1 protein-coding gene is annotated in these 355 nt (G+C 66.2%); it reads left to right on the top strand.

What is annotated here, in order from left to right:
• Positions 1–355: FUSC family protein (locus FLP08_RS17450; RefSeq protein ID WP_202912823.1), on the top strand; the 355-nt coding region annotated here is incomplete at both ends.

Here is a 355-nt window from a genome sequence, read left to right on the forward strand (position 1 = left end):
TGTTTCTGGATCTACAGCACCTGGCCCAGCGGCGGCACCTTCGCCCTCAACGCGGTGGCGGTCTCGGCGCTGGCCTCGGCGGCGCCGAACCCGAAGAAGGTCGCCATGCAGATGGCCATCGGCACCATGGCGGCGGCGCTGCTCGGCTTCAGCGAGATGTTCTTCGTCTACCCGCATATCGACGGTTTCCCGCTGCTATGCCTGGTACTGGCGCCGGTGTTCTCCCTCGGCGCGTTCATCTCCTCGCGGCCGCAGTGGGCCGGCTACGGTCTCGGCCTGCTGGTGTTCTTCTGCTTCGGTTCGGTGCCGGCGAACCTGACCGTCTACGACCCGGCCCACGTGATCAACGAGTACA

It is taken from the genome of Christiangramia aestuarii, from assembly GCF_009735585.1.
GTDB classification, from domain to species: Bacteria; Bacteroidota; Bacteroidia; order Flavobacteriales; family Flavobacteriaceae; genus Christiangramia; species Christiangramia aestuarii.